Source organism: Micromonospora pallida (assembly GCF_900090325.1).
Lineage (GTDB): Bacteria > Actinomycetota > Actinomycetes > Mycobacteriales > Micromonosporaceae > Micromonospora > Micromonospora pallida.
In genome coordinates this window covers 4451397-4470016 of sequence record NZ_FMHW01000002.1, presented here as the reverse complement: position 1 = coordinate 4470016, position 18620 = coordinate 4451397, and the positions used below count along the sequence as shown (strand labels likewise).

Genomic DNA, 18620 nt, shown 5'->3' with positions numbered 1-18620 from the left:
GGGACGCCCCTTCCAGAGCCGAGGAACACCCCTTGACCAGATCCGCCACGCTCGACCTGCGCCGAGGCCGCTACCTGGCCTGGTCCTCCTCACTCGTCGTCGACGGCTTCTGGGTCGCCAACGGCACCCACGAGGTTCTCGACGAGAGCGTCGACGACGGGGAACTCGGTGCGGCGGTGCACCGGATGCTCGCCGCCACGCGTACCGGCGTACCCAACCCGCACGTGGGCGGGGGACCGTCCCCGTTCGCACCGATGCTGGCCGCGGTCGGGCTGCGCGGCTATTCGACGTACGTGAAGGGCACCCGGAGCGTCACCGTCGAGGCCGACGGCGACGCGGTCGTGCTGACCCCCACCCGCAACGGCGGCGCGCGGGAGGGTTTCGTCGGGCTGCCCGAGCAGGCCGTCCGGCTGACCGCGCCCGACCCGGCCGCGTTGGGCGCGGCGCTGCGGACCGCGCTGACCCGGAGCATCTGATGCCCGGCCCCCACCCGGACCGTCCGATCCCGACGCCCGAACGGGTGGCGTTGGGGCGACGGGCCCTGCTCGGCGGCGGGGCGCTGGCGGCGGCGGCCACCGCGCTCGCCGCCTGCTCCTCGGTGGCCCGTACCCCGACCCGCCCGGCCGCCCCACAGGGGCCGACCCTGCCCGACATCCAGTTCGACGTGGCCCGGTACAGCGCGCCGGAGCAGTCGTCGCCGACCGGCGGCCCGTTCACCATGCCGCCGGTGCACACCGTCTACCTCACCGCCGCGCTGAGTCGGCCGCCCGGCCCGGCGGACCAGCGCGAACTGACCCGGGTCCTCGACGAACTGGAGTCCCGGTACGAGTTCGGCGCGGCCGGCCTGATGACGTTCGTCTCGTACGGGCTGCCGTACTTCCGCCGGCTGCCCGGTGAGCTGGTCGGCGCGCACCTGCCCCGACTGCTCGCCGACCCCACCCGGTCGGTGCTGGAGGAGGCGGTGCCCGGCCCCACCGACGTGCACCCCGACCACCCCGGTGTCACCAAGCGCCGGTTCACCGTGCCGGTCCGGATCGAGACGAACGACCTGCTGTTCACCTTCCGCAGCGACCGGGCCACCACCATCCAGGACGTGCTGGCCTGGTTCGGCGGCAGCGGGAAGCTGGCGGGGAGCCGGTGCCGTCGCCGGCCTTCGCCGGGCTGCTGACGATCACCTCCACCCGGCACATGTTCACCCAGATCGGCCTGCCCCGCTCGGTCGCGGAGCAGAACCAGCTTCCGTACGCCCGGTTCATCCAGCGCGACTCACCGATGTGGATGGGCTTCTCCGACCAGCAGACCAACGCCTCCGGCCCGCCGGCGATCTGCACCTTCGCCGGCACCGACGCGGCCCGGCTGACCACCGCCAAGCCGGGCGACTACCTGGACAACGGCAGTGTCCAGCACCTTTCGCACGTCATCCTCGACATGCTCCAGTACTACGACATGGCGACCGCGACCACACCGCCCAGCGAGAACGGCAGCTTCCTCAAACGGGTGCAGTACATGTTCCACGCCCCAGCCGTGCACCCCGGCAACGCCGACCAGCTCACCGACGGGGGTGGGCCGTCCTTCCTGCCGGCGGAGAACCGGGGCCCCGCCTACGCCGAGCGCACCGCCCGGGGCGTCGGGCTGCCGGCCGGCGAACGCCGGATGGGCCACCTGTCGACCCTGCAACGCACCTCGCGGGCGGCCGACGGCACGCCGATGCACCTGCGGATCGACGGCCCCGGCTTCGACGCCATGGACGTGCCGGACGGCAGCAGCCAGCCGAAGCTGCACTTCAGCGTCTTCGTCCCGACCGCCGACTTCTTCGCCACCATGCGGCGCAGCCAGGCGTCGGTGGACCTGGCTCGCAAACACCGCGTCGCCGAGCAGGACAACGGCCTGGAGCGGTTCCTCACCTGCACCCGGCGACAGAACTTCCTCGTCCCACCCCGCCGGCACCGGGCCTTCCCGCTGGTCGAGCTGGCCTGAGCGGGCGCAGGGCCGCCTACGCAGGAGCGCCGACGACCCGGGCGCGGGGCGGCGCCGCCGGTCGCGCAGGCGGGGCCTGCGCCCAGCCTCCGGCGGTGGTCAGGCGAGCAGGTGGGCGCGGAGCGCCGCGAACTGCGCGTCGGTCATCCCGGCGTGCCGGAGATAGCCCTCGATCGAACCGTGCCGGTCGCGTAGCGCGTCGAGGAACAGCCCGATCGCCTCGGCCGGTGAGGAGAGGAACGGCGCGGGCGGGTCCTCCGCCTCCGGCCTGCTCGCGGCCAGCCAGGCGCTGAACCGGGCCGACGACTCGCTGCTCAGCGCGTAGTCGGCGGCGATGTCCGCGTCGCTCACCCCGAGCACCGACAGGGTCAGCGCGCAGACGATACCGGTGCGGTCCTTGCCGGCGACGCAGTGCACCACCGCCGGGGCGTTGTCGGCGTCGGCGATCAGCCCGACCGCCTCGCCCAGTCCGGCCGCGCCGGTGGTGGCCAGCTCGACGTACCGCTCGACCAGGAAGTGGGCCAAGCTGGTCTCCGGGTCGTACATCTGCTCGGCCCAGGACCGGTGCTCCGGGTGGATGTTGCGGTAGGCGAGGCCGTCGTACGCCGGCACCCGGCCGTCCCGGGCCACCTCGGACGGTCGACGCAGGTCGATCACCGTCCGGACGCCGAGCGCGGCGAACGCCGCCCGGTCGGTCTCGTCGACGCGGTGCAGCGAGTCGGAGCGGTAGAGCCGGCCCCACCGTACGGTGCGTCCGTCGTGGCCTGGGTAGCCGCCGACGTCGCGGAAGTTGAACATCGCGGAGAAGGGGATTCGTCGGTTCACCTGAGGGGCGTCCACAACCGACACGGTAACGGCCGGCGGGGCGGAATCCCCACCGGCCGTCACGTCGTCGTCGCCTACCGTCCCGGCCACCGTTCCCGGTGGCCGGGGGGCGTCACCGGGCGGTGCCCGGTGGCACCGGCGCGTACGTGTCGTCGTAGTAGCCGCCCAGCCGGTCCCGGTAGCTCGGGTCGGTGTCGGTCTCGTCGTACTCCGGGGCGGCCTTGACCTGGTCGCGGCTCCGGTCGACGACCACCTTGCGGGCGTCGTGGTCGACGAGGTTGACCGTACCGGCCGGGAGCATCACCTTCCGGCCGAAGATCCACGGGCCGGTGTCCACCACCAGGTAGCTCGCGTTGACCTCGTGGCTCGCCGCGTCGATCTTCCCGATCGTCCCGTCGGTCGCTTCGACCTTGTAGCCGACCAGGTCGGCGTCGGCGACCCCGGCCTCGTCCCGGTAGCGCCACGGGTCGAAGGCCCCGGCGGGCGCGCCGCCCGCGAAGCCACCCTGCCCGTCGTCGGTCACCGGTTTCGGCGAGGCGTGCGCCGCACCCGGATCGAGCCTGTCCATCGGACCGCCCTCCTGCCTCGACTGCGTCGTATCGGGAATGCTGTCCCGTCCGGACTCTTCGTACCCCGTGGTCGCGGTCGCACACCCCTCGACATGACGCGACCGGGGCCGTCCGTCGGCGGACGACCCCGGTCGTGGTCCGGTGTCAGGTGGACCCGGTGCGGCGTCAGGCCAGCGCGGCCTCGGCGTCGAGCGCCACCGCGGCGGCGTGCACCACGGCGGCGATACGCAGCCCCTCGTGCACCTGCTCCCGGGTGAAGCCGGCCCCGCGCAGGGTCTTCTCGTGCGACTCCAGGCACACCCCGCATCCGGTGATCGCCGAGACCGCCAGGCACCAGAGCTCGAAGTCGCCCTTGTCCACCCCGGGCCGGGCGATGATCTGCATCCGCAGCCGGGCCGGCATCGAGCCGTACGACTCGTCGCCGATGAGGTGCTTGGACCGGTAGTAGATGTTGTTCATCGCCATGATCGTGGCGGCGCCCTTGGCTGCCTCGATCGCCTCCGGCTTGAGGTGGTCGGCTGCCTCGGCCGCGATCTCGCGCAGGACCACCGGATTGCGGGCGGCGACCGCGCAGGCCAGCGCGGTGCCCCAGGCCTGGTCCGGATTCAGCGTGGAGGTGCCGATGGTCGAGCCGAGGTTGAGCTTGATGTCCTTGGCGTACTCCGGCAGGGCCGCCTTGACGGTGTCGAGACCCATCGGTCAGACCCCGGCGAGCAGCTTGGTGGCGTCCAGGGTGCCGCCGCCCTTGTTCCAGTTGCACGGGCACAGCTCGTCGGTCTGCAGGGCGTCGAGCACCCGCAGCACCTCGGAGACGTTCCGGCCGACCGAACCGGCGGTGACCATGGCGAACTGGATCTCGTTGTTCGGGTCGACGATGAAGGTGGCGCGCTGGGCCACGCCGTCCTCGCCGAGCACGCCGCAGGCCTCGGTCAGCTCACGCTTGATGTCGCTGAGCATCGGGAAGGGCAGCTCGCGCAGGTCCGGGTGGTCCTTGCGCCAGGCGTAGTGGACGAACTCGTTGTCGACGGAGACGCCGAGGACCTGGGCGTCGCGGTCGGCGAAGTCGCCGTTCAGTCGGCCGAACTCGGCGATCTCGGTGGGACAGATGAAGGTGAAGTCCTTCGGCCAGAAGAAGACGACCCGCCACTGGCCCTGGTGTGACTTGTGGTTGATCGTCTCGAACGCCTTGTCCGCCTCCAGGGAGACGCAGGCGGTGAGTTCGTACTCCGGGAAGCTGTCACCGACGGTGAGCACAGGTCCTCCTTGACGCGCGGCACGAGGCCGTAACTGGACTGGTTCCAGATACTGCCGCAGGCCTGTAACGCGCAGGTGGCGGCCAGGTTACTTGTGAAGTCGATCACCAGATGGGCGTTCTGGCCCCACTTTGACCGGCATCTCGACTTGGCGACCCTCCGCCACCGCGCGTCCCGCCATGTGGATTCTTTCTCCCAGATCCGGTCGCGGGTGGCAGACTACGGATCGTGACCAGCACTGCCCTGATTATTGGCACCTAGCGCGCCGGCAACCCCTCCGCCGAGCGCGCAGACCTCCCGCATCCCGCGGGGGTCTTTTTGTTGGTTCCAGAAAGGTCTTCCCCATGACGTACCAGGTCTACGACACGACGTTGCGCGACGGTGCTCAGCGCGAGGGAATCAGCTTCTCCGTGGTCGACAAGCTCGCCGTGGCCCGACTGCTCGACGAGTTCGGCGTCGGCTTCATCGAGGGCGGCTGGCCGGGCGCGGTGCCCAAGGACACCGAGTTCTTCCGCCGGGCCCGTACCGAACTGAACCTGCGCCACGCGCTGCTGGTCGCGTTCGGCGCCACCCGTAAGGCCGGGGTCGCGGTCGCCGACGACCCGCAGGTGCGCGCCCTGCTCGACGCGGAGACACCGGCGATCGCCCTGGTCGCCAAGGCGGACCTGCGGCACGTCGAGCGGGCGCTGCGGACCACGCCGGCCGAGAACCTGGCCATGATCCGCGACACGGTGGCTCACCTGGTGGCCGAGGGGCGCCGGGTCTTCGTCGACGGGGAACATTTCTTCGACGGGTACCGCACCGACCCGGCGTACGGGGCGGCGGTGGTGGAGACCGCGCTCGACGCCGGGGCCGAGGTGATGGTGCTCTGCGACACCAACGGCGGCATGCTGCCCTCCCAGGTCACCGCCGTGATCACCGACCTGACCGCCCGCACCGGCGTCGGCCCGGAGCGGCTCGGCATCCACTGCCAGAACGACACCGCCTGCGCGGTCGCCAACACCATCGCCGCCGTCGAGGCCGGGGTCCGTCACTTCCAGGGCACCGCCAACGGCTACGGCGAACGCCCCGGCAACGCCGACCTCTTCGCGGTGGTCGCCAACCTCCAGCTCAAGCTCGGGATCCCCGTCCTACCGGAAGGGTGCCTCGAGCAGATGGTGCGCGTCTCGCACGCCATCGCCGAGATCGCCAACATCGCCCCCGACACCCACCAGGCCTACGCCGGGGCCGCGGCCTTCGCCCACAAGGCGGGGCTGCACGCGAGCGCGATCAAGGTGGATCCGCTGCTCTACAACCATGTGGACCCCGCCGTGGTGGGGAACGACATGCGGATCCTGGTCACCGAGATGGCCGGCCGGGCCAGCATCGAGCTCAAGAGTCGTGAGCTGGGTCTGGACCTGGCCGGCCGTCCGGAGACCCTGTCCCGGGTCACCAACCGGGTCAAGGAACTGGAGGCCGGCGGCTGGTCCTTCGAGGCCGCGGACGCCTCGTTCGAGCTGCTGGTCCGCTCCGAGCTGCCAGAGCGAGCCCCGGCGAAGCCGTTCACCCTGGAGTCGTACCGGGTGATCGTCGAACACCGGGAGGACGGCGCGGTGGTCTCCGAGGCCACCGTGAAGATCCGGGTACGCGGCGAGCGGGTGATCGCCACCGCCGAGGGGAACGGCCCGGTCAACGCCCTGGACGAGGCGCTGCGGGTCGGCCTGACCCGGCACTACCCGGAGTTGCGTGGCTTCGGGCTGGCCGACTACAAGGTCCGGATCCTGGAGGGCAGCCAGGGCACCGGCGCGGTCACCCGGGTGCTGGTGGAGACCGCCGGGGCGGGGCGGGACTGGACCACCGTCGGGGTGCACCACAACGTCGTCGAGGCGAGCTGGCACGCCCTGGTCGACGCCCTCACCTACGGCCTCGACCGCGCCCACGTCTGAATCCCCGCCGGTCCGGCCCCACACGGGTGGGTGGGGCTGGGTTGGGGTTGGGGTTGGGTTGGGTTGGTAGCAGGGGTCCCCTGCAGTGACTATGTGCCTGCAGGGGACCCCTGCTACCACCCAACTCGGCCGTGCTACCAGCCAACTCGGTCGGCCCTGCTGCCGCCTCGGCCCTGCTACCGGCTTGGTAGGCGCAACTCGGCCAGGACGGTGCGGTGGTCGCTGCCGGGCAGCCCGCGTACGGTCACCGCGCGGACCGCGATCCGCCGGTCGACCAGCACGTGGTCGATGGCGACCGGCGGGATCGGGTCACCGTCGTACGGGCCCCAGGTGCCGGTCCACCCGGCCCCGACCGCGTCCGCCGCGTCGACGTACCCGGTGGCCAGCAGGTCGCGCAGCGGCGCGTGGTCCAAGGTGGCGTTGAAGTCCCCGGCGAGGACGGACAACAGCCCGTCCGGGGTCGCCGGGGGCTGGGCCGCCAGGTCGGTCCGCCAGTCCGGCACCACCGACGGCGCGTACGGGGCCGCCGGATGCACCGACTCGATCCGCACCGGGGGCGCGCCGGGTACCGCGAGGGTGCCGTACGCCTGGCTGAAGCCGAAACCGGCGTTGCGCCGGAGGCCGACCTCGGTCAGCGGGAAGCGCGCGTAGAGCCCGGATCCGGTGGTGTACTTCTCGGCGTTGAGCTGCTGGTATGGCAGCAGCCTGGCCAGGCCGCGCCGGCCGAGTTCGGCCTGGGCGTCGGGGGTGAACTCCTGCAATGCCAGCACGTCCACCCGGTTGGCCCGGACCAGGTCGACCAGCGTTCTGGCGTCGCCCGCACCGCCCAGCAGGTTGGCGGTGAGCACCCGGATCGTCGGCCCGTCGGCGGCCGGCTGGCCGGTGGGCAGCGCCCGCGGGACGACCACTCCGGCCAGGGCCAGTGCGGTCAGCGCCGCGACCACCGCCGGGGCGCGGCGCCGCAGGGCGAGCGCCAGCACCAGGGGCAGCACCGCCCCGACCGCCACGTACGGCGTGAAGGCCACCGCCTGCACCAGCGCCCCTCGTTCCAGGCCGGGCAGGCGGACGGCGGCGAAGGCCAGTCCCGGTAGGACGGCGAGCCAGCAGAGCACGGTGCCGTGGCGTCGCGCCCCGGTGGTCGGTCGTTCCTCAGCGCGTACGGTCACCCGGACACGCTAGCCGTGCCGGTCCCGTCCCGGGTCACCGCGTCGTTCGGTGAACGTTTCTTGGATTCTTCAGAGTGTCGGACGACGGTTCCTGAAGGTGTGGCCGGCCATTGACTCGGTGCATTTTCTGATGCTACTTTCCGTTGTGGCTGCAGCTCGACACTCTCTGTAGTTTTGCCAGCTCAGAGTTAGTGTGAATCCGAGAAACCCTGCTTGGGTGGGATTGTTCGACGCTATTTTCGTGGGCCTGTTGAGGTGGTAACAATCCGCGCCGCAAATGGTGGGGCGGTTCTGCTCGCATCGCTCGAAAACAAGGGAGACCTGTCATGGCCAAAGTGTTCTCACGTAAGGCGGTCGCGGTGGCGTTCGCCGTGTTGGGGCTGACCCTGGCGGGCGGCGGGATCGCCGTTGCCCAGCCGACCGAGAACAACAGCACCCAGCCGGTGGCCCAGCGCAACCAGCAGCCGCCGCTGACGCCCGAGTCGGCCCGGAAGGCGCGGGAGGGGCTGAAGGGGGACGTCGGGACGCTCGCCACCACCGTCTCCTTCGCCGTCGTGCAGTCCAACGGGGTCCTGGCCCGAGGGCAGGATGTCGTCTCGGTGACCCGGTACGGCACCGGGCAGTACGAGGTGATCTTCAACCGCGTCGTCTCCCGTGGCGCGTACGTGGCCACCATCGGCGACCCCACCGACTGCTGCGTCCCCAGTGGTGGCGAGATCGCCGTCGCGCCCCGGCTGAGCACCCCGAACGGGGTCTTCGTCCAGACCCGCAGTTCCAACGGCACCGCCGCTGACCGGCCCTTCCACCTGCACGTGGCGGGCTGATCCGACCGGGTTCGGCGTCGGGTGGGCCGGGCGACCGGCCCACCCGACCGGCGCTGGTCGGACGGCCCCGTGGGCCGGCGCCGGTCCCCGCGCGCCACGGGGACCGGCGTCGCCGGTTGCCCCGGGGCGGGGCGGTTCGACCGGGAAGTCATCCCGTTGCGGGGTGAAAGGCCAGGTTAGGCCCGTGAATTCCGACGTTTGTCGAGGTGGCCGCCCGGGAAGCAAGCACCGTGACGGACATCTCGGACACCCTGGCCAGCGTGCCCACCCCGGACGATCCCGCCGCGCCCGGCGTCGAGTTGGAACAGACCATCTACGAGGTCAGACGTGTGATCGTCGGGCAGGACCGACTGGTCGAACGCCTGCTCACCGCCCTCGTCGCGGACGGACACTGCCTGCTCGAAGGCGTACCCGGGGTGGCCAAGACCCTGGCCGCGCAGACCCTCGCCACCGTGGTCGGCGGCACCTTCTCCCGGATCCAGTTCACACCCGACCTGGTTCCGTCGGACATCGTCGGCACCCGGATCTACCGGGCCTCGCAGGAGACCTTCGACGTCGAACTCGGCCCGATCATGGCCAACCTGGTTCTCGCCGACGAGATCAACCGCGCGCCGGCCAAGGTGCAGTCGGCGCTGCTGGAGGCGATGGCCGAACGGCAGGTCTCGATCGGCGGACGCAGCTCCCCCGTACCCGAACCGTTCCTGGTGCTCGCCACCCAGAACCCGATCGAGTCCGAGGGCGTCTACCCACTGCCCGAGGCGCAGCGGGACCGCTTCCTGATGAAGGTGGTCGTCGACTACCCCAGCGACGCCGACGAACTGGCCATCCTCTACCGGATGAGCACCGACCGGCCGCGCCCCCGCCGGGTGCTCGACCCGCTGCGGCTGCGCGCCCTCCAGGCCCGCGCCCGGGACGTCTTCGTGCACCACGCCCTCGCCGAGTACGTCGTACGGCTCATCCTCGCCACCCGCGACCCCGGGCGCTTCGGGCTGCCCGGACTCGCCCCCATGCTGGCCTACGGCGCGAGTCCCCGGGCCACCCTCGGCCTGGTCGCCGCCGCCCGCGCCCGGGCCCTGCTGTGCGGGCGCGAGTACGTCCTGCCGGAGGACGTCCACGACCTGGCGGTGGACGTGCTCGCCCACCGTCTGGTGCTCTCCTTCGACGCGGTCGCCGAGGGAGTCTCCGCCGAGGCGCTGGTGCGCCGGCTCGTCGAGGCCGTGCCCGCGCCCCGGATCGCCCCCGGCCGGCAACCGGTGACCCCTGACCTGGCGGCGGCATGACCAGCGTCCGCCGGCCGGGCGTCGGGGCCCCTGCGCGGCGGGATCCGGGGCTGGCCGAGCTGACCTCGGACCAGCGACTACGCCGGCTGGAGCTGACCGTGACCCGTCGGCTGGACGGCCTGCTGCACGGCCAGCACCGGGGGCTGCTGCCCGGACCGGGCAGTGAGACCGCCGGCAGCCGGGAGTACCGGCCCGGCGAGGACGAGGTACGGCGGATGGACTGGGCGGTGACCGCCCGTACCGCCGTCCCGCACGTACGGGAGGTCGACGCGGACCGGGAACTCACCACCTGGCTGCTGGTGGACGCCAGCCCGAGCATGGACTTCGGTACCGCCGACCTGGACAAGCGGGAACTGGCGGTCGCGGCCGTCGCGGCGATCGGCTTCCTCACCGCCGGGGCCGGCAACCGGCTCGGCGCCCAGGTGCTCACCCGCGACGGGGTACGCCGGTTCCCGGCCCGGAGCGGACGCGACCACCTGCTGAACCTGCTCCGCGCCCTGCTCACCGCCCCCGGTGGCGACCGGGCTGCCGGGTCGACACTGGACGGCCGGCCCGCCGTGACCCCGGTCGCCGTTGCCGCCGGGCCCGGTGTCGGGCTGTCGCTGGCCGGGGCGCTGGCCACGACGCACCGGCTCACCCCGCGCCGGGGACTGGTCGTGGTGGTCTCCGACTTCCTCGACGCCCTTCCCGACGACCCCGGGGCCGAGGCCGGGTGGGAGCCGGAACTGCGCCGCCTCGCCGTCCGGCACCAGGTGCTCGCCGTGGAGGTGACCGATCCGCGCGAGCTGGAACTCCCGGACGTCGGGCTGATCACCCTGGTCGACCCGGAGACCGGCCGGCGCCGTGAGGTGTGGACCGGCGATCCGACGCTGCGGGAACGGTTCGCCCAGGCGGCGGCCATCCAGCGGGAGCAGGTACGCCGGGCGCTGCGCCGGTGCGGGGCGGCGCACCTGCCGTTGCGGACCGACCGGGACTGGGGCGCGGACATCGTCCGGCACGTGCACGCCCAGCGCCGGCTGGCCCTCGCCCCGGCCGGTCGAGGCGTCCGGACCGGGGGAGGTGGCGCGTGATCTGGCAGTCTCCGGCCCGGCTCTGGCTGCTGCTCGGTGTGCTCGCGCTGGTCGTGGCGTACGTGCTGGCGCAGCGTCGGCACAGCCGCTACGCCGTACGCTTCACCAACCTGCGGCTGCTCGACCGGGTCGCGCCGCAGCGACCGACCTGGCGGCGGCACCTGCCGGCCGGGCTCTTCCTGTCCATGCTGGCCCTGCTGGTGGTCGGGTTCGCCCGGCCGACCGCCGAGGTGCGGGTGCCCCGGGAACGGGCCACCGTGATGGTGGCGGTGGACGTGTCCACGTCGATGCTCGCCACCGACGTCGACCCGGACCGGTTGACCGCCGCCAAGCAGTCGGCCCGACGTTTCGTCGACGGCCTGCCCGATGAGTTCAACGTCGGACTGGTCGCCTTCGCCGGCAGCGCCGCCGTACTGGTGCCGCCGGGCACCGACCGGGAGGCCCTGCACGAGGGGATCGAACGGCTCGTCGAGGGCGCCACCGGGGTCCAGGGCACCGCGATCGGCGAGGCGATCAACACCTCCCTCGGCGCGGTCCGGGCGCTCGACAGCCAGGCGGCGAAGGATCCGCCTCCGGCCCGGATCATCCTGCTCTCGGACGGGGCGAACACCTCCGGCAAGGACCCGATCGAGGCGGCCGGGGACGCGGTGTCGGCCAAGGTGCCGGTGCACACGATCTCGTTCGGTACCCCGCGCGGGTTCGTGGACCGGGGCGGCCGGCCGATCCAGGTGCCGGTCGACGGGCAGACCCTGCGGGCGGTCGCGAAGGAGACCGGTGGTGGCTTCCACGAGGCGACCACGAGCGACGAACTACGTGCCGTCTACGAGGACATCGGCACCTCGGTCGGATACCGGACGGTGCGGCAGGACGTGTCGGCCCGGTTCATCGGGCTCGGCCTGATGTTCGCCCTGGGCGCGGCAGCAGGCTCGATGCGGTGGTTCTCCCGGCTTCCCTGAAACGGCCGGTGGCTCTGAGACGGCCGGTGGCCCTGAAACGGCCGGCGGTCCCGAGCGGTCGGTGGCGCTGAAAGCGGCCGGTGGCCTTGAGACGGTCGGCGGTCCCGAGCGGTCTGGCCTTGAGGCGGCCAGCAGCCTTGGAACGGCCAGCAGCTTTGGAACGGCCAGCGGCCCTGGAACGACCAGCGGACTTGAGTGGCCGGCGCTGGGCGGACGGCAGGAGCGGACTTCACGTGAGGAGGACGTATGGCGGTGCAGACCGGACTCGGCGAGCCGCGCGGACCCTGGTTCGTCTCACCCGAACTGGACCCGGACGGGCGTCCCCGCGGCGACGTACCCGTGCCCGGGACGGACCGGTCCATCCCGGGTGGCACCGGGCGGCTGCTCGTCCTCGCGGCGGCGGTGGTGGCCCTGTCCACCGCCTCCGGAGCGGTGGCCGGTGGCTGGGTGGCCAACCTGGACGAGATGACCGACCCGCCGGCGGCCTCGGCGGCGCCGGTTCCGGCGGAGTTGGTCGCCGCCGCCGAGCGGACCGTGCCCGGGGTGGTGTCGGTGCTGGTCGGCAACGGTTCGGGCCGGGGCGCGACCGGCTCCGGTTTCGCGGTCGACGACCAACAGCACATCATCACCAACGACCACATCCTGGCCCAGGGCGGCAGCGGGACGGTGACCGTGGAACTGCCCGACGGCCGCCGCCTTCCGGCCCAGGTGGTCGGTCGGGAGCCGCGCAGTGACCTGGCGGTGCTGCGGGTGCCGTCCTCGGCCGGGCTGGCCCCGCTGCCGCTGGCGAAAGCGGGCACCACCCGGGTCGGCGAGCCGGTGCTGGCCGTCGGCTCCCCGCTCGGCCTCTCCGGCACCGTGACCGCCGGCATCGTCAGCGCCCTGGACCGCCAGGTACGGCTCGGCGACAACCGGCACACGGCGGTGCAGACCGATGCCTCGATCAACCCCGGTAACTCGGGGGGCCCGCTGGTCAACGCCCGGGGCGAGGTGGTCGGGGTGAACACCGCGATCGCCACCATCGACGGCAACGGCTCGATCGGCATCGGCTTCGCCATCCCGATCGACCAGGTCCAGCACACCGCCGACACGATCATCGGCCGGGGCGGCTGACTGACGCGAGTTGCGGCATGTCGGGGTGTCCGCCGGGCGAGACACCCCGACATGCCGCATACCGCGTGGATCACCACCGGCCGGCTCGACAGCCGGACGCGCGGGACCGGCCGAAACAGGCGGGCGTTCCCGTCGTGTCGCCGACTAGCCTCGGGACTATGGACGACGGACTGCGGGTGAGCGACCGACTGGTGGTGCCCGAGGCGGAGTTGCGGGAACGGTTCTCCCGGTCGTCCGGGCCGGGCGGCCAGGGCGTCAACACCACCGACTCCCGGGTCGAGCTGAGCTTCGACCTCGCCGCCTCGCCGAGCCTCCCGCCGTACCTGCGCGAGCGGGCCCTCCAGCGGCTCGCCAACCGGTTGGTCGACGGGGTCCTCACCGTGGCTGCCAGCGAGCACCGGGCGCAGCTCGCCAACCGGGAGGCGGCCCGCGAACGGATGGCCGCGCTGCTGCGCGAGGCGGTCGCCCCACCGCCGCCACCGCGTCGGCCGACCCGACCGTCCCGGGCAGCGAAGCAACGCCGGTTGGACGAGAAGAAGCGTCGCTCGCAGGTCAAACGCAACCGTCGGGCGGACGGCGACTGACCCGCGTCCGCGCCGCCCGGCCCGGGAAACCCGGTTGGCGGTCCGGACCGCGCCGACGAGGATCGGCCGAATGCACACCGAGCCACCGATCGCCGCGTCCCCGACCACGCCTGCCGCTGCCGAGCCTGTGCCTGCCGCTCCCGAGCGTGTGACCGTCGCGTCGCCACCGACTGCCGCTCCCCGGCCCGCGACCGCCGTGCCGTCACCGACTGCCGCTTCCGAGCCTGCGACCGTCGCGCCGGAGCGCGTCCCTGACTTCGCGGACAAACCCACCCTGACCGGGAAGCGGGTGCTGCTGCGACCCTTCCTCGACGGCGACCTGCTCGAACTGCGGGTCGCCCATGCCGATCCGGAGGTGATCCGGCTGACCGGCATCGCCGGCCGGCAGCACAGCGAGGAGAAACTGGTTCACTGGTACGACACCCGCAACGCGCAGACCGACCGGCTCGACCTGGCGGTGGTCGACCGCGCGACCGGCGCCTGTGTCGGTGAGGTGGTGCTCAACCAATGGGACGCGCACAACCGTAGCTGCAACTTCCGGACCCTGATCGGTCCCGGCGGACGCGACCGTGGCCTCGGCACCGAGGCGGTACGCCTCATCGTCGGCCACGGCTTCGAACGGCTCGGCCTGCACCGGATCTCGCTGGAGGTGTACCACTTCAACCCCCGGGCCCGGCGGGTCTACGAGAAGGTCGGGTTCGTCGCCGAGGGCGTGCTGCGGGACGCGTTGCGGGACGACGACCGCTGGGTGGACGCGACGGTCATGTCCATCCTGGCCCCCGAGTGGGCGGCACACCGGGGCCACCCGGAGGGATGACGGAACCGGCGTACCGGGTCACGCCAGGGCGGCGAGCAGGCGGGCGCGGAGCGCGGCGGCCCGCTCGGCGAAGCCGCGCTGGGCGGTGACGTACTCGGCACGTCCCTCCGGCGTCTCGACCCGGACCGGTGGGTACCCGAGTGCGGCGAGATCGTACGGCGAGGCCCGCATGTCCAGCGTCCGGATCTCCCGCGCCAGCGCGAAGCAGTCCGCCACCAGCTCCGCGGGGACCAGGGGCGAGAGCTTGTACGCCCACTTGTAGAGGTCCATGTTGGCGTGTAGGCAGCCCGGCTGTTCCAGGTCGTGCTGGCTCTCCCGGGTCGGGGTGAGCACGTTCAGCGGCCGGGCCGGCGCGGTGAAGAACCGGTACGCGTCGAAGTGGCTGCACCGTACGCCGCGCTCCTCGACGACGGCGGCGGTCCGCTCCGGCCCGAGCCGCAGCGGCCAGTGGTTGTGGCGTACCTCGTCCTGGGTCTGCCGGTAGACCATCGCCCACTCGTGCATGCCGAAGCAGCCGAGGTGCGCCGGCCGTCCCGCCGTCGCGGCCAGCAGGTCCCGGATCCAGTCCGCCGAGGCGGCGCGACGGGCCCGTACGGCATCGGTGTCGAGAGTGACCCCGGAGGCGGTGGCGCGGTAGTCCGGGCCGAACTCGGCCGGGTCGGCGTCCCGCAGCTCCACCCTGGCTCCGGGATGCCAGCGGCGCAACTGTGCCGGCCGGTGAGAGTAGTAGGTGAAGAGGAAGTCCTCCACCGGGTGCCGTACGCCACCGCGCCGCCGGGCCAGGTGCGGGGCCAGCCAGGCGTCGACCCGTTCCTCGTGCGCCTGCCGGCGGGCCCGCCAGGTCGGCGCGTCGAGCACGGTGGCGAGGGCGGCGGTCACGGACCCCAGGGTACGACCGCCGCCCCGCCCCGCCGTCAGGGCACGTCCACCCGGACCCCGGCCGAGAACACCCCGCTGCGCAGTTCCACCTGGCTCGGCGGCTGTGCCCCCTGGACCGTGAAGACCAACGGCACCAGCATCCGCTGGTCCGCCGCCACCGGCTCGGCGAAGACGTCCCGCCCCTGGTTGGCCGCCCGGGTGGCCGGCTCGTCGGCGTTGACCCACTTGCCGTCCGGCAGGTACGCCCGCTGGAGTTCCCCGTGCCAGACCTGCTGCCGCGAGGTGAGATTGCGCACCCCGACCGTGGCCTGGCAGCGCCGATGGTCCGTCGACCCGGCGCAGGCCATCCGGTAGACCGTGAACTCGAACGCGGCCTCCCGCAGCGGCGTTCCGAGCGGCCCGGCATGTCCCTGCCCGGTCCAGGCGCCGCTGGTGGGCTTGGCGTCGGTGTCGATCGCGGCGACCCGGGTGGTCGCGGTCCAGGCCGCCGCGCCGACCGTACCGACGAGGGCCGCCACGGCCACCCCCACCACCAGCCAGACCGGCGGCCGGCGTCGGCGGTACGCCGGCGGCGGCACCGCCGGACGCGGGTACAGCGTGCCCTGCGCGGCGGGTCCTCCGGTGGCGTCCGGGACGGTGCGCCCACCGGCTGTCTGGCCGGCCCGTCCGCGCCGTCGACGCAGCATCCACCAGCCCGTGCCGGCCAGCGCCGGCAGCAGCACCGCGCCCGCGACCAGCGCGCTGCCGGGCCGCTGCCAGAGCGGCGTCGACTCGTCCTTGGCCACGGGGTCTGCGACCTGCCGCCAGGTTGCCGTCGCGCAGTCGTACGGCTGCTCGCCGTTGCTGGCGAAGGCACAGGCCGGCGCGGTCAGCAGCCGGTCCGGGACGGCGGTCAGCGCGGTGTGCACCGTCGTGGTGCTCCGGGCCGGCAGGGTGAGCCGCCAGGTGATCTCGGCCGGTCCGGTCCGCCCGACCGGCGGGGTCGCCCGGCCTCCGCCGGTGACCGTGGTCGCCGACGTGCCCGGCGGCAGTTCCTGCCGCACCGTGGTGACGACCGGCGCGTTGCCGTCGTTGCGTACCTCGATCCGGTACGCCGGGGCCGGGGTGCTGGCCGGAGCGACGTTCACCCGGACCTTCGGCGCCGCGCCCGGTGGCATCGCGCCCGGTGGCACCGCGCCCGGCGTACCCGCTGGGGCCTGGGTTCCCGATGGAGCCTGCGTACCCGGTGCGGCCGAGGTGCCCGCTGAGGCCGATGGTCCGGTGGCCGGGGTCCCCGGGGTGGCTCGCGCGGGCACCGCGGCCGCCGCGCGCCCAGCGGTCGCCGGGGCCGCCGGCCCGGCCGTCGGCGGCGGGGTGGGTTCCGCCGTGGCCGACGGTCCGACTGTCGGCGATGGAGCTGGCTCCGCCGTGGCCGTGCGCGCCGGCGGTGACCCGGGTGCGACCGTCGCCGGTGTCGTCGCCGCAGACGGCGCGTCGGGCGTCGGCAACGCCGTCAGCGCGGCGAGGACACCGAGGCCGTGGACGAGCACCGCGAGGGTCCGGTGGGGTCGTGTTGACGCGGGCATACGAACCACCTCCCGGGCCGACGCTAGGGGCGCGGTCGTCCCGGGAGGGTGGGAAGTGCCGAACCCGACCCGGCCGCCCAACGGCACCGCTACCCTGCGACACCTGTGGCGACCGCCCGTGGCCTGCGCAACGGGTTAGATTGGCAACGTGCGTATCGCTCGTTTCGCTCATGCCAAGGGAATGTCGTTCGGAGCCGTCGAGGGGGAGGCAGGGGCGGGATCGCAGGGTCTCACCATCGCCGAGATCGAGGGGCATCCGTTCGGGAAGATCGAGTTCAGTGGTGCCCGGTGGGCCCTCTCGGACGTCCGGTTGCTCTCGCCCATCCTGCCGAGCAAGGTGGTCTGCGTCGGCCGAAACTACGCCGAGCACGCCGCCGAGCACGGCAGCGAGGTGCCCAAGGAGCCGCTGCTCTTCCTCAAACCGTCCACCAGCGTCATCGGGCCTCGGGACGCGATCCGGCTGCCGGTCTTCTCCCGGCAGGTCGAGCACGAGGCGGAACTCGCCGTGGTGATCGGACCGCCCGGTGCCCGTCGCGCCGACCGGGCCGCCGCCGAGCGGGCCATCTTCGGCTACACCTGCGCAAACGACGTGACCGCGCGTGACCTGCAACGCAGCGACGGCCAGTGGACGCGGGCCAAGGGCTTCGACTCGTTCTGCCCGCTCGGGCCGTGGATCACGACGGGACTGGACGTCAGCGACCTCGAGGTCCGGTGCGAGGTGGGCCGCGACCCGGAGGAGATGGAGGTCCGTCAGCTCGGCCGGACCAAGGACATGGTGTTCGACGTGCCGTCGCTGGTGTCGTACATCTCGCACGTGATGACGCTGCTGCCCGGCGACGTCGTGCTGACCGGCACCCCGGCCGGGGTTAGTCCGCTCCTGGACGGGGATACGGTCACCGTACGTATCGAGGGGATCGGCGAACTCTCGAACCCGGTGGTCCCGATCGGGTGACCGGTGTGAGGGGTGTAACCGCAGCTCAGGGGTGGTTTCGGTAACCCGATTTGGCCTGCCGGCACCGGTGGAGTAAAGTTTCTCCCCGGTGCCGCAAGGTGCCGATCCGGTGCCGAGAGGCACCAAAGCGATCGGTGCTGAGAAGCACCAATGGGGTATGGGGTAATTGGCAGCCCGACTGATTCTGGTTCAGTTAGTCTAGGTTCGAGTCCTGGTACCCCAGCGCAACCGAGGTTCGGCAGATCCTCGGACGCTGGATTCTAGTGGAGTTCACCTCCCGCCTCCACATGGAGACGGTGAAGTGGATCTCTGATAGAGTGCAGCATCGTCACCCGCAAGGGTGAAGATGCGACAAAAAGTTCTGGCCCCGTCGTCTAGCGGCCCAGGACGCCGCCCTCTCAAGGCGGTAGCGCCGGTTCGAATCCGGTCGGGGCTACAGCGTCACCGGTCCGTCCCGTTTCAGTGGGGCGGGCTGTTTCGCTTCTGTCGAGACTACCCGGTCCCACCCGGTCGACACCCGACCCGGGGGACATGGTTAGACTACGGCGGCACCGCCCACCAGGGTGGTGAAGCAGGAAAAGTCTTGGCCCCGTCGTCTAGCGGCCCAGGACGCCGCCCTCTCAAGGCGGTAGCGCCGGTTCGAATCCGGTCGGGGCTACCAACCAACACGGCCCGGTCCACCCCAGGTGGCCCGGGCCGCGCTGTATATCCCCGGCCTTCTCGCACCGGCCGCTGATCCGCCCCGCGCCTACCCGCCCGCAGGCTTTGCCTGCCCGTGTGCCGGCTGGGGTGGTTGCACCTGCCTGCTGGGGTGGTTGCAGGGGTCCCCTGCTCATCAAAAAGCGGTAACAGGGGACCCCTGCTA

Annotated in this window: 19 protein-coding genes and 3 tRNA genes; 15 read left to right on the top strand and 7 right to left on the bottom strand. The window is 72.5% G+C overall.

Translation table 11 applies throughout. The features are described from left to right. Nucleotides 1-32 precede the first annotated feature (32 nt). Genes GA0074692_RS18380 through GA0074692_RS18370 form a run of 3 tightly spaced genes read left to right on the top strand, consistent with a single transcriptional unit; the run spans nt 33 to nt 1977 of the window. A complete protein-coding gene (locus tag GA0074692_RS18380; RefSeq protein ID WP_091646291.1) occupies nt 33-476 on the top strand; it encodes a hypothetical protein in 444 nt (147 codons plus the stop codon). Beyond that, on the top strand, nt 476-1168 hold the full coding sequence (locus tag GA0074692_RS36065) for a hypothetical protein (protein ID WP_245730359.1): 693 nt from the start codon (nt 476-478) through the stop codon (nt 1166-1168). The genes GA0074692_RS18380 and GA0074692_RS36065 overlap by 1 nt, the downstream gene beginning before the upstream one ends. Beyond that, nucleotides 1138-1977, top strand: coding sequence for a DUF7405 family protein (locus GA0074692_RS18370; RefSeq protein WP_245730358.1), 840 nt, complete (start codon nt 1138-1140; stop codon nt 1975-1977). The genes GA0074692_RS36065 and GA0074692_RS18370 overlap by 31 nt, the downstream gene beginning before the upstream one ends. A gap of 99 nt (nt 1978-2076) precedes the next feature. Here GA0074692_RS18370 and GA0074692_RS18365 read toward each other — a convergent pair whose 3' ends face one another. The 4 genes from GA0074692_RS18365 to GA0074692_RS18350 form a co-directional block, all read right to left on the bottom strand. Further along, nucleotides 2077-2775 (bottom strand): tyrosine-protein phosphatase, encoded by a 699-nt coding sequence (locus tag GA0074692_RS18365; RefSeq protein WP_091646289.1) that lies wholly within the window; start codon nt 2773-2775, stop codon nt 2077-2079. A gap of 139 nt (nt 2776-2914) precedes the next feature. Next, nucleotides 2915-3370, bottom strand: a complete 456-nt coding sequence (locus tag GA0074692_RS18360) for a ribosome maturation factor RimM (RefSeq protein WP_091646287.1) — start codon at nt 3368-3370, stop codon at nt 2915-2917. A 166-nt stretch (nt 3371-3536) separates the two neighbouring features. After that, entirely contained in the window at nt 3537-4067 is a 531-nt protein-coding gene (gene ahpD, locus GA0074692_RS18355) for an alkylhydroperoxidase, AhpD family (protein ID WP_091646285.1), read from the bottom strand. A 3-nt stretch (nt 4068-4070) separates the two neighbouring features. Next, nucleotides 4071-4625 carry a peroxiredoxin gene (locus GA0074692_RS18350; RefSeq protein WP_091646283.1) on the bottom strand — a complete coding sequence of 185 codons (555 nt, stop codon included), beginning with the start codon at nt 4623-4625 and terminating at the stop codon, nt 4071-4073. Between the two features lie 343 nt (nt 4626-4968). Between GA0074692_RS18350 and cimA the strand changes: the two genes are divergently transcribed. Next, nucleotides 4969-6549, top strand: a complete 1581-nt coding sequence (gene cimA, locus GA0074692_RS18345; protein WP_091646281.1) for a citramalate synthase — start codon at nt 4969-4971, stop codon at nt 6547-6549. Between the two features lie 176 nt (nt 6550-6725). On the opposite strand, the gene GA0074692_RS18340 is transcribed toward cimA, so the two are convergent. After that, nucleotides 6726-7661 carry an endonuclease/exonuclease/phosphatase family protein gene (locus GA0074692_RS18340; protein WP_091653695.1) on the bottom strand — a complete coding sequence of 312 codons (936 nt, stop codon included), beginning with the start codon at nt 7659-7661 and terminating at the stop codon, nt 6726-6728. 380 nt (nt 7662-8041) lie between these two features. On the opposite strand from GA0074692_RS18340, the gene GA0074692_RS18335 reads away from it, so the two are divergent. The 7 genes from GA0074692_RS18335 to GA0074692_RS18305 all read left to right on the top strand — a co-directional run bounded on the left by GA0074692_RS18335 (nt 8042) and on the right by GA0074692_RS18305 (nt 14359). Next, entirely contained in the window at nt 8042-8539 is a 498-nt protein-coding gene (locus GA0074692_RS18335) for a hypothetical protein (RefSeq protein ID WP_091646279.1), read from the top strand. Nucleotides 8540-8769: 230 nt separating this feature from the next. Continuing rightward, a complete protein-coding gene (locus GA0074692_RS18330; RefSeq protein WP_091653693.1) occupies nt 8770-9819 on the top strand; it encodes an AAA family ATPase in 1050 nt (349 codons plus the stop codon). Continuing rightward, nucleotides 9816-10889 carry a DUF58 domain-containing protein gene (locus GA0074692_RS18325; protein WP_091646276.1) on the top strand — a complete coding sequence of 358 codons (1074 nt, stop codon included), beginning with the start codon at nt 9816-9818 and terminating at the stop codon, nt 10887-10889. Before GA0074692_RS18330 ends, GA0074692_RS18325 begins: the two co-directional genes overlap by 4 nt. Continuing rightward, a complete protein-coding gene (locus tag GA0074692_RS18320) occupies nt 10886-11845 on the top strand; it encodes a VWA domain-containing protein (RefSeq protein ID WP_091646275.1) in 960 nt (319 codons plus the stop codon). Before GA0074692_RS18325 ends, GA0074692_RS18320 begins: the two co-directional genes overlap by 4 nt. A gap of 246 nt (nt 11846-12091) precedes the next feature. After that, nucleotides 12092-12958 carry a S1C family serine protease gene (locus tag GA0074692_RS18315; RefSeq protein WP_091646272.1) on the top strand — a complete coding sequence of 289 codons (867 nt, stop codon included), beginning with the start codon at nt 12092-12094 and terminating at the stop codon, nt 12956-12958. 158 nt (nt 12959-13116) lie between these two features. After that, nucleotides 13117-13542, top strand: a complete 426-nt coding sequence (gene arfB / locus GA0074692_RS18310) for an alternative ribosome rescue aminoacyl-tRNA hydrolase ArfB (protein ID WP_091646269.1) — start codon at nt 13117-13119, stop codon at nt 13540-13542. Between the two features lie 289 nt (nt 13543-13831). After that, complete coding sequence (locus GA0074692_RS18305; protein WP_245730357.1) at nt 13832-14359, top strand: GNAT family N-acetyltransferase; 528 nt, start codon at nt 13832-13834, stop codon at nt 14357-14359. A gap of 18 nt (nt 14360-14377) precedes the next feature. On the opposite strand, the gene GA0074692_RS18300 is transcribed toward GA0074692_RS18305, so the two are convergent. Next, on the bottom strand, nt 14378-15238 hold the full coding sequence (locus GA0074692_RS18300) for a 3-methyladenine DNA glycosylase (RefSeq protein ID WP_091646264.1): 861 nt from the start codon (nt 15236-15238) through the stop codon (nt 14378-14380). A gap of 35 nt (nt 15239-15273) precedes the next feature. Then, nucleotides 15274-16365: a hypothetical protein gene (locus GA0074692_RS18295; protein ID WP_425413342.1), complete on the bottom strand. Its 1092-nt coding sequence runs from the start codon at nt 16363-16365 to the stop codon at nt 15274-15276. 586 nt (nt 16366-16951) lie between these two features. Here GA0074692_RS18295 and GA0074692_RS18290 point away from each other — a divergent pair. From GA0074692_RS18290 to GA0074692_RS18275, 4 genes are all read left to right on the top strand, one after another. Next, nucleotides 16952-17755: a fumarylacetoacetate hydrolase family protein gene (locus tag GA0074692_RS18290; protein ID WP_091646259.1), complete on the top strand. Its 804-nt coding sequence runs from the start codon at nt 16952-16954 to the stop codon at nt 17753-17755. 151 nt (nt 17756-17906) lie between these two features. Next, a tRNA-Gln gene (locus GA0074692_RS18285) sits at nt 17907-17978 on the top strand. A 140-nt stretch (nt 17979-18118) separates the two neighbouring features. Next, nucleotides 18119-18191 (top strand) — tRNA-Glu (locus tag GA0074692_RS18280). A 149-nt stretch (nt 18192-18340) separates the two neighbouring features. Further along, nucleotides 18341-18416, top strand: a tRNA-Glu gene (locus GA0074692_RS18275). Nucleotides 18417-18620: the final 204 nt, after the last annotated feature.

What these genes read in the sequence shown, in the direction of transcription:
- GA0074692_RS36065 (WP_245730359.1), top strand. Translation starts at nt 476, where the DNA reads ATGCCCGGCCCCCACCCGGACCGTCCGATCCCGACGCCCGAACGGGTG.
- GA0074692_RS18365 (WP_091646289.1), bottom strand. Translation starts at nt 2,775, where the DNA reads ATGTTCAACTTCCGCGACGTCGGCGGCTACCCAGGCCACGACGGACGC.
- GA0074692_RS18360 (WP_091646287.1), bottom strand. Translation starts at nt 3,370, where the DNA reads ATGGACAGGCTCGATCCGGGTGCGGCGCACGCCTCGCCGAAACCGGTG.
- ahpD (WP_091646285.1), bottom strand. Translation starts at nt 4,067, where the DNA reads ATGGGTCTCGACACCGTCAAGGCGGCCCTGCCGGAGTACGCCAAGGAC.
- cimA (WP_091646281.1), top strand. Translation starts at nt 4,969, where the DNA reads ATGACGTACCAGGTCTACGACACGACGTTGCGCGACGGTGCTCAGCGC.
- GA0074692_RS18335 (WP_091646279.1), top strand. Translation starts at nt 8,042, where the DNA reads ATGGCCAAAGTGTTCTCACGTAAGGCGGTCGCGGTGGCGTTCGCCGTG.
- GA0074692_RS18325 (WP_091646276.1), top strand. Translation starts at nt 9,816, where the DNA reads ATGACCAGCGTCCGCCGGCCGGGCGTCGGGGCCCCTGCGCGGCGGGAT.
- GA0074692_RS18315 (WP_091646272.1), top strand. Translation starts at nt 12,092, where the DNA reads ATGGCGGTGCAGACCGGACTCGGCGAGCCGCGCGGACCCTGGTTCGTC.
- arfB (WP_091646269.1), top strand. Translation starts at nt 13,117, where the DNA reads ATGGACGACGGACTGCGGGTGAGCGACCGACTGGTGGTGCCCGAGGCG.